An 8,616-nucleotide genomic window follows, 5' to 3' on the forward strand; every position below is an offset into this window, starting at 1 on the left:
ATTTCATAAATTTTAAAAAGGAGAATGAAAATGCTAAAGATGAATGAGCTTATAGAGCGTAGCAAAACGCCCAAATCAACTATCCTTTACTACATCAAAGAAGGCTTACTGCCAGAACCGTTTAAAGAAAAAGCAAATTTGCACCTTTATAGTGATGAGTGCGTGGATATAATTGAGTTTATAAAATACCTCCAAAGCAACTTTAACTCAACAATAGCGGAGATAAAAGCACTTTTTGCCCATCCTAATTTTGATATCAAAAGCCCATACGAAGCGCTTTTGGGCACGCTTGAGCTTGTCATGGGAGCATCGCTTACTCAAATTTATAGCGCAGATGAGCTTTGCAAGGAATTTAAGATAGATCAAAAAACGCTTGAAAAATATGTAAAAGACGGCTTTTTGATGCCGCGAGAGGGCAAATTTACGGCTAAAGAAAGAGAAATTTTAGCCATCATCATGAAGTCGGATAAAAACCAGCTTGAGATACTAAAAGCTTATATAAATTTAGCCAAAAAGCTCGCCAAAGAAGAGGTCGCGCTTACTTTTAAATCGCTTGAGGGCGTAGATGAAGCAAGCAAAAACGAAAGCCTAAAACACCTCTTTGACATCTTGCTAATCGCAAAACCATACATCCTAAACATGCATACATTAGAGTTTTACCAAAAGGAAAACAGATGAAAAATTTACTATACATCAAGGGATTTTTGCCCTATCTTGCTATCGCGTTTTTAAACGCAAGCGTTGATCTAGCGCATAAGATAACCATACAAAACGTGCTTTTAAAGAGCTTTTCGGGCGATACTTTAGTAGTCTTAACCGCACTCATAAACGCGATGATACTGCTACCCTTTATCGTGCTTTTTTCGCCTTCGGGATTTATCAACGACAAGTATTCCAAAACCAAAGTCATACAGATATCCTCGCTTGTTGCGGTAGCCATTTGCCTACTTATCTTGCTTAGCTATCTTTTAGGGCTTTTTGAGCTTGCATTTTTCCTAACACTAATTTTAGCCGTACAAAGCGCCATCTACTCGCCCGCCAAATACGGCATCATCAAATCAATCGTAGGCACGGAACTCTTAGGCATGGCAAACGGCGTTATACAGGCTCTTACTATCGTTGCGATACTGTTTAGTTCGTTTGCATTTTCTTATATGTTTGAGATATTTTACGTAGCATCTTCAAGTCCGAATGAAATTTTATCAAGCATATATGTAATAGGTTTTTTCTTGGTTGCTCTAAGCGCACTTGAAGCGATTTTTGCATTTAGACTTCCTTATTTTGAAGCTAAAAATAAAGACGGCAAATTTAACGCCAAAAGATACTTTAAGCTTAGCTATCTAAAAGAAAATATCAAAATTTTAAGAAAAGACAAAAATATCTGGCTTAGTATCATCGGACTTAGCATATTTTGGGGAGTTTCGCAGGTGATACTGGCAGCGTTTCCCGCGCATTATAAAATTTTATTTAACGATGATAACGCAATTATCATACAAGGAATTTTAGCCGTAAGTGCCGTGGGTCTTATCATAGGCTCGTATATAGCGGGCGCGATGAGTAAATTTCACATCGAGCTTGGTATCGTACCGATCGGCGCATTTGGAATTTTTGTCTCGATGTTTATATTCGGCTCGGCAAATAGCGCCTTTGTCATAGCTCTTTGTTCGTTTTTATTCGGAGTTTTTGGCGGACTATTTATCGTGCCGCTAAACGCCACTATACAGTTTTTCGCACCTGAAAAAGATATGGGCAAGATAATGGCGGGCAACAACTTCTTGCAAAACATCGCAATGGTTGCGTTTTTATGCTTAAGCATCGCCTTTGTCTATACGGGAATTTCAACCAAAGGTCTCTTTATCTTCGCTTCGGCGGTGTGTTTGCTTGGAAGCTTTTATGCTATTTTTCAGCTTCCGCATCTATTTACAAGACTGCTTCTTTTGCCGCTTCTTAAGAGCAATTACAAATTTAACGTTGAAGGACTTAAAAATCTTCCTCAAAGCGGCGGAGTTTTGATGCTTGGCAACCACATAAGCTGGATTGATTGGCTGGTGCTTCAAGTAGCAAGCCCTAGAGGGATAAAATTTGTGATGTATAGAGGCATTTACAACAAATGGTATCTAAACTGGATTTTAAAATTCTTTAAAGTTATTCCAATCGGAGCGGGTGCTAGTAAAGAGTCAATCGAACTTATCAGAAAGCACCTTAAAAACGGCGAAGTCGTTGCGCTATTTCCTGAAGGGCACATCAGCTATAACGGTCAGATCAATGAATTTCAAAAAGGCTTTGAGCTCATCATAAAAGATCTTGATGAAATTTGCATAGTGCCGTTTTATCTGCGCGGACTTTGGGGTTCAAGCTTTTCAAGAGCGGATAAATTTTATAAGGAACTAACGGCTAAAAAAGGCAAGCGTGAGATCATCGTGGCGTTTGGTAAGCCGATTTATGAGTTCATAGATAGCGCAGTCATGAAGCAAAAGGTGGTCGAGCTTTCGTTTTCATCGTGGGAAAATTTCCTCTCTCGCCAAAAGCCGCTAACTCACCACTGGCTTGATACGGCTAAGTCAAATTTACTCAAAGAGTGCGCGGTAGAAAGTATGGGCACAAGCCTGAGCAATGCAAAATTTATCACCGCCGTGCTTGTCTTTGCCAAAATTTTAAAATCCGAGCTAAAAAATGAAAAGCACGTCGGAGTGCTGCTTCCAAGCTCGGCTATAGGCGCTATCATCAACATGACGCTTTTGGTTATGGGCAAAATCCCTGTAAATCTAAACTACACTCTAAGCGAGCAGGCTATGAACGCGGCACTTAGAAAGGCTGACATCAAGCGAGTTATCACATCGCACAAATTTCTTGAGAAGCTTTCAAGCAAGGGGTTTGATTTCGCTAGCATCTTAGAAGGTAAAATTTTAAGCGTAGAAGAGCTTGGTAAAAAGGTAAGCAAACCGCTTAAAATTTACTCGTTCATGCTTGCGCTTTTTGCTCCTGAAAGCCTTATTAAAGCGCTTTACTTCGCCGATGTAAGTCTTGAAGATACAGCTACGATTTTATTTAGCAGCGGAAGCGAAGGCGAGCCAAAAGGTATCGAGCTAAGCCACAAAAACCTGCTTGCAAACATCAAGCAGATCAGCGAACTGTTAAATTTCAGAAAAGATGACGTGATACTAAACTCGCTTCCGATATTTCACTCCTTTGGCTTAACCGTAACTACGCTAATGCCGCTTTGCGAAGGCGTAAAAATGGTAAGCGTGCCTGATCCTACGGACGGTGCGGCGGTAGGTAAAATGGCGGCTAAGCACTCAGTTAGCATTCTTTTTGGAACTTCGACGTTTTTTAGGCTTTATATCAAAAACAAAAAACTCACTCCGCTTATGTTTCAAAGCGTTCGCATGGTCGTTGCAGGAGCGGAAAAGCTAAAAAAAGAGGTAAAAGACAGCTTCAGGCTTAAATTTGGACTTGAAATTTACGAAGGATACGGCACGACCGAAACCGCTCCCGTAGCAGCCGTAAATATGCCTGACATCCTTGAAAAAGAAAGCCTCAAAGAGCTAAATTTCAACAAACCGGGCTCAGTTGGATTGCCACTTCCAGGCACCATCATAAAGATCATAGATCCGGATACGCTACGCGAACTTAGCGTAAACGAAGACGGTCTTATCGTCATAGGCGGCTCGCAAGTGATGAAAGGCTACTTAAACGACGAAACAAAGACTAACGAAGTGATAGTTCAGATAGATGGCACCAGATACTACAAAACAGGAGATAAGGGTCATATAGACGAAAAAGGTTTCGTAAGTATCGTAGATAGATACTCGCGCTTTGCCAAAATCGGCGGAGAGATGATAAGCCTAGGAAGCGTAGAGGAACAAATAGCTCAAATTTTAGCCGATGAGGCGAATTTCATCGCGGTAAATATGCCCGATGAGAAAAAGGGCGAATGCGTCGTGCTGATAGCTAAAAGCGAGCTTAGCGAAAGCGAGATAGCCTCAAAGCTAAGAGAGGGAAATTTGCCTGCGCTTATGCAGCCTGCGCATATATTTTTAGTTGATGAGCTGCCAACGCTAGCAAGCGGTAAAGCGGACTTCAAAGGCGCAAAAAACCTAGCCGCAAATTTAATGGAAAAATCAGATGAAAACGCTTGATATACACACTCATCTTTTAAGTTCGGAAGTAAAATTTGATCGGTTTTTCGACAAATTTGCCATAAATTTTTTCGCTAAGAAATTCGGACTTGAGGCTAAAGAGCTTTACGAAAATCCTTATGAGGCTTACAAAAAAGGCCTCATAAACAACTTAAGAAGCTCAAAATACGTAGACAAAATCGCGCTTTTTGGAGTTGATGCGAAAGTAAATGAGCGCGACGAAATTTTGCATAAGGACAAAACGGTATGTGCGACAAATGACGATGTGTTTGAGGTTTATAAAGAAAATCCAGACATCATCGTGCCGTTTTTTTCGATAAACCCGCTTCGCCCGGATGCCATTGAGCTTATAGAAAAATATCATGAAATGGGCTTTAAAGGGGCGAAATTTTTGCAAAACTACTGGGGAGTTGATACGAGAAAAGAGTGCTTTAGACCTTATTTTGAAAAGCTAAAAGAGCTAAATTTGCCCCTAATCGTGCATGTGGGCAACGAAAACACCATCCATTCGGATAAGGCGTGCGAGGATATCAGCATGCTTTATCATCCGCTAAAGGTCGGTGTAAATACGATTTGTGCGCACATGGCTTTGGGGTATGACGGCAACATCTTTCGCGCCATCTCGAAAAAGCCGCGAAATTTCAACAAAGAGTATCACGCTCTTTTAGAGCTTTTAAAGACGCATGATAACCTATACGCCGATGTTTCAGCACTCTTAACGCCCGTTCGCGCCAAAGTGCTTCGCCACTTAAGCGAGCAAAAAGAAGTGCATGAAAAGCTGCTTTATGGATCTGATTTCCCTGTGCCCTACTCGGTTATCTACAACAGCTACGATCTAAATTTTAAGACACGACTTGATCTGCATAAGCTGCAAAATCCGTTTGATAGATATGCTAACGGAATTTTGGAGTATTTTGACGAGGAAAATCCGATATGGAGCAACTATAAAAAACTCATAGCCGAGTAAATTTCATAAAGCCTTGCGAGTTTAAATACCTTGCAAGGCTTATAGTGCACAAAAAACGACATAGATAAACTGAGCTATCATTAAAAAGCCGCAAATTTCTTAGCAACTGCGAATTTATCAGGCATAACTAGATACACAAATACTAAAAACGGCAAGTATAAACGCGGCTAAATTTTGTATTTAGGCTCTTTGAATTTCACCACGCACACAAGCATAAGTAGGCTCAAATTTCACCTTCGCTTCATGCCAAATTTCACACATACCCCTGATCTATCATCGCATCAGCCACTTTTCTAAAGCCCGCGATATTTGAGCCAAGCACAAGATTGCCCTCATCGCCAAATTCCTTGCTCGTCTCATAGCTTAACTCAAAGATATGATCCATGATACCGTGAAGCTTCTCATCGACCTCATCAAAGCTCCATGAAGTCATGCTTGCATTTTGCATCATCTCAAGCCCGCTGGTAGCTACTCCGCCGGCATTTGCCGCTTTTGCCGGAGCGAAATAAAAATCCTTTTGCGCCAGCATAAAATTTATCGCGTCCAAAGTACTTGGCATATTTGCCCCTTCTGCTACAAACCTACAGCCGTTAGCATAAAGCGTCTTAATATCCGCAAGTCGCAGCTCGTTTTGCGTTGCACACGGAAACGCTCCGTCGCAAGGCGTGTTCCACACCGCGTTTCTGCCTTGCTCATAATCGCTAACAGGAGTAAATTTAGCATGCGGACGAAAATTCAAATACTCGCTTATGCGTCCTCTTTGCACCTCTTTGATCTCTCTAAGAGCGTTTATATCGATGCCCTCACCATCGTAAATAAACCCGCTAGAGTCAGAAGCCGTTATCGGCAAAGCGCCCACGTCATAAAGCTTTTTAATCGTATAAATAGCCACGTTACCAGAGCCACTCACTGCGCATTTTTTACCTTCCAGGCTAAGTCCTGCGCGTCTTAACATATTTTGCGTAAAATAAACAACTCCATATCCCGTAGCCTCCGTCCTAGCCAGACTTCCGCCCCAGTTTAGCCCCTTGCCCGTAAAAATTCCGTCAAATTTGCCCGTAAGCTTCTTATACTGACCAAACATATATCCGATTTCGCGCGCTCCCACGCCGATATCGCCTGCTGGCACATCGGTCGTATCGCCGATATGTCGGTAAAGTTCGTTCATGAAAGAGTGACAAAATCGCATGATCTCGTTATCGCTCTTTCCTTTAGGATCAAAGTTGCTTCCGCCCTTTGCGCCGCCTATTCGCACGCCAGTAAGAGAATTTTTAAAAATCTGCTCGAATCCAAGAAATTTCAAAACTCCAAGATCAACGCTCGGATGAAACCTAAGCCCGCCCTTATAAGGGCCTACAGCAGAGTTAAACTGGATGCGATATCCGTTGTGAACGTGCACGCTACCGTCATCGCCCGTATATGTAACGCGAAATATCACGCTTCTTTCAGGCACCGTGATGCGCTCTAAGATGGCGTGCTTTTGGTATTTACTTTCTCTTTTTAAAAGCGGCTCAAGGCTATAAAGCACTTCGGTTGCAGCTTGCACGAACACATCTTGCCCGGGATTTGCTCTTTTGATATGTTCCATCATTTTGCTTACATACTCACTCACGCCATCTCCTTTGTAACAATTTATGGTGAAATATTAGCACGATATGATTTTTTATTTTTTTAAATTTAAATTTATATTTTTATCTTAGTCATTTAATGTTACATATCGAAACTATGAGTAAATAGACCCAGTAAAACAGAAACAAATTTACACAGATAAAATATTTTGTTTGGAATTTAAATTTGATAAATTGAAATCTTATATAACCTAATTACTCAATATATAAAAAGTAAGTGCGTTTTGAGTTTATGATTTATCTATCTTATCTTTTTTAAATTTATTTTTGATAGTTTGTAGATTTTCGAGCTTGAATTTTCTTGAAAATTTTCATCAACAACGACATCAGCAACACTTCTAGCCCAAGCTTCGTCAAATTTCTCCGAGCTTAAATTTGCACTGCTTGAGTAAAACCAGCCATTTTGATCAAGAAATTTAGCGTGCGCACACTCTTTGACGACCCGCACGGCCTTTAAATTCGGATATAAAAATGTAGTTTTTCTTGCTCGGCGCACCAAATTTTTAAATTTACCAGGAACCCGCACAAGCGTTTTTAGCTCGCTAAATTTTGACGTAGTGATAAGGCAAGGCTTATGCAAAGGGCGGTTTTTTAAGCGGTTTATCTCCTTAAAATCCTTGCTTAAAAATCCCGCCGTAGTGTCTGTTTGCGCTAGGTAGATCAAAATTTTCCTTTTATTAAAAGATAAATCATTTGTGAGTTTATCGCTGTAAAATTATAGCTAGCTTAAATCTATAAATTTACATTAGATAAGGCTTGAATTTATCTTTGAAATAAGCTTCAAATCGGAAATTTTACCCTTAAATTTATTCAAATTTTGATCTAACTCTCTTTTCCTATCCAAAGAAATTTTTATAAACTCATCCTCTTTTTCTATGCCTACAAATTTTCGCCCAAGTAAATTTGCAGCGATTCCGGTTGTACTTGAACCGCTAAAAGGATCGCAAATAACCGATTTTTCATTGCTTGCCATCAATATCAATCTAACCAAAAGCGAAAGCGGTTTTTGAGTCGGATGCTTACCGCAAGCTTTCTCCCAAGGCGCAATAGCCGCAAAACTCCAAACATCCTTCATCTGCTTATCATTATTTAGCTTTTTCATGAGCTCGTAGTTAAAGATATGCTTATGCTTTTCGCTCTTTCTCGCCCATATGATCTGCTCGGTAGAGTGCGTAAGATACCTGCAACTAAAATTTGGCGGCGGATTTGTCTTTTGCCATGTGATGATATTTAAAATTTTATAATCAAGCTTCTGCAAAGCCCGCCCGATAGAAAAGATATTATGATACGTTCCACTTATCATCACGCTCCCGTTGTCCGTTAGCGCATTTTTTGCTAAATTTAACCAAGCTAGGTTAAACTCGTCAATCTCGTCTATACCATAACTCTTATCCCACGCCCCTTTATTGACGCTAACTATCCGCCCGCTTTGGATACTTAAGCCGTTGTTTGATAAAAAATAGGGCGGATCGGCAAAGATTAGATCAAATTCTTTTGTGAATTTCGGCAAGATTTCAAAGCAATCGCCTTGGATAAGATTAAACTCGCTTGTCATATTATCTATCATTTTTTATCTCGCGAGTAAAAAGATGAAGCGTGGCTAAGTTATAAATCTTAACGTTCTCATAGGCTTCTTGAAGTTTGTTTTTAGCATTTAACCAGCCTTGCCCATCCGTTATCCAGATAAATTCAAATCCGTTAAATTTTGAAATTTCTTGAGCGATTTTTGTATAGGCTCTTGCTACCTCATTTAATTTTGAGCCTCCTACGCTATAAAAATTCGTTTCAATCAGAAAGGTTATATTATCTGCTTTTACTACAAAGTCAAATACTTTGTTATCGCTACCTAAATTTAAGCCGAGCTCTTGGCTACTAACTTCAG

At 40.2% G+C, this 8,616-nt stretch carries 7 protein-coding genes; 3 read left to right on the forward strand and 4 right to left on the reverse strand.

The annotated features are described in order from the left end of the window. Positions 1–30: 30 nt before the first annotated feature. From CDOM16188_RS09530 to CDOM16188_RS09540, 3 genes are read left to right on the forward strand one after another with little or no spacing between them, the layout of a single operon-like run. Positions 31–678 (forward strand): MerR family transcriptional regulator, encoded by a 648-nt coding sequence (locus tag CDOM16188_RS09530; protein ID WP_172201737.1) that lies wholly within the window; start codon positions 31–33, stop codon positions 676–678. After that, the gene (locus tag CDOM16188_RS09535; RefSeq protein WP_172201739.1) at positions 675–4,139 is read left to right on the forward strand and encodes an acyl-[ACP]--phospholipid O-acyltransferase; all 3,465 of its coding nucleotides are present in this window, start codon (positions 675–677) and stop codon (positions 4,137–4,139) included. The genes CDOM16188_RS09530 and CDOM16188_RS09535 overlap by 4 nt, the downstream gene beginning before the upstream one ends. Next, on the forward strand, positions 4,126–5,106 hold the full coding sequence (locus tag CDOM16188_RS09540) for an amidohydrolase family protein (RefSeq protein ID WP_172201741.1): 981 nt from the start codon (positions 4,126–4,128) through the stop codon (positions 5,104–5,106). Before CDOM16188_RS09535 ends, CDOM16188_RS09540 begins: the two co-directional genes overlap by 14 nt. 253 nt (positions 5,107–5,359) lie before the next feature. Here CDOM16188_RS09540 and gdhA read toward each other — a convergent pair whose 3' ends face one another. The 4 genes from gdhA to CDOM16188_RS09560 all read right to left on the reverse strand — a co-directional run. Beyond that, positions 5,360–6,718: an NADP-specific glutamate dehydrogenase gene (gene gdhA, locus CDOM16188_RS09545; protein WP_172201743.1), complete on the reverse strand. Its 1,359-nt coding sequence runs from the start codon at positions 6,716–6,718 to the stop codon at positions 5,360–5,362. Positions 6,719–6,975: 257 nt separating this feature from the next. Next, a complete protein-coding gene (locus tag CDOM16188_RS09550; RefSeq protein ID WP_172201745.1) occupies positions 6,976–7,398 on the reverse strand; it encodes a Sua5 YciO YrdC YwlC family protein in 423 nt (140 codons plus the stop codon). An 81-nt stretch (positions 7,399–7,479) separates the two neighbouring features. Beyond that, on the reverse strand, positions 7,480–8,301 hold the full coding sequence (locus CDOM16188_RS09555) for a site-specific DNA-methyltransferase (protein ID WP_172201747.1): 822 nt from the start codon (positions 8,299–8,301) through the stop codon (positions 7,480–7,482). Next, positions 8,291–8,616: DpnII family type II restriction endonuclease (locus CDOM16188_RS09560; RefSeq protein WP_172201749.1), on the reverse strand; the 326-nt coding region annotated here is incomplete at its 5' end. The genes CDOM16188_RS09555 and CDOM16188_RS09560, both read right to left, overlap by 11 nt.

It is taken from the genome of Campylobacter sp. RM16188 (assembly GCF_012978795.1).
In the GTDB taxonomy this organism is placed as follows: domain Bacteria; phylum Campylobacterota; class Campylobacteria; order Campylobacterales; family Campylobacteraceae; genus Campylobacter_A; species Campylobacter_A canis.

Coding starts and splice junctions, on each gene's coding strand:
- CDOM16188_RS09530 (WP_172201737.1), top strand. CDS start 31: ATGCTAAAGATGAATGAGCTTATAGAGCGTAGCAAAACGCCCAAATCA.
- CDOM16188_RS09535 (WP_172201739.1), top strand. CDS start 675: ATGAAAAATTTACTATACATCAAGGGATTTTTGCCCTATCTTGCTATC.
- CDOM16188_RS09540 (WP_172201741.1), top strand. CDS start 4,126: ATGAAAACGCTTGATATACACACTCATCTTTTAAGTTCGGAAGTAAAA.
- CDOM16188_RS09555 (WP_172201747.1), bottom strand. CDS start 8,301: ATGATAGATAATATGACAAGCGAGTTTAATCTTATCCAAGGCGATTGC.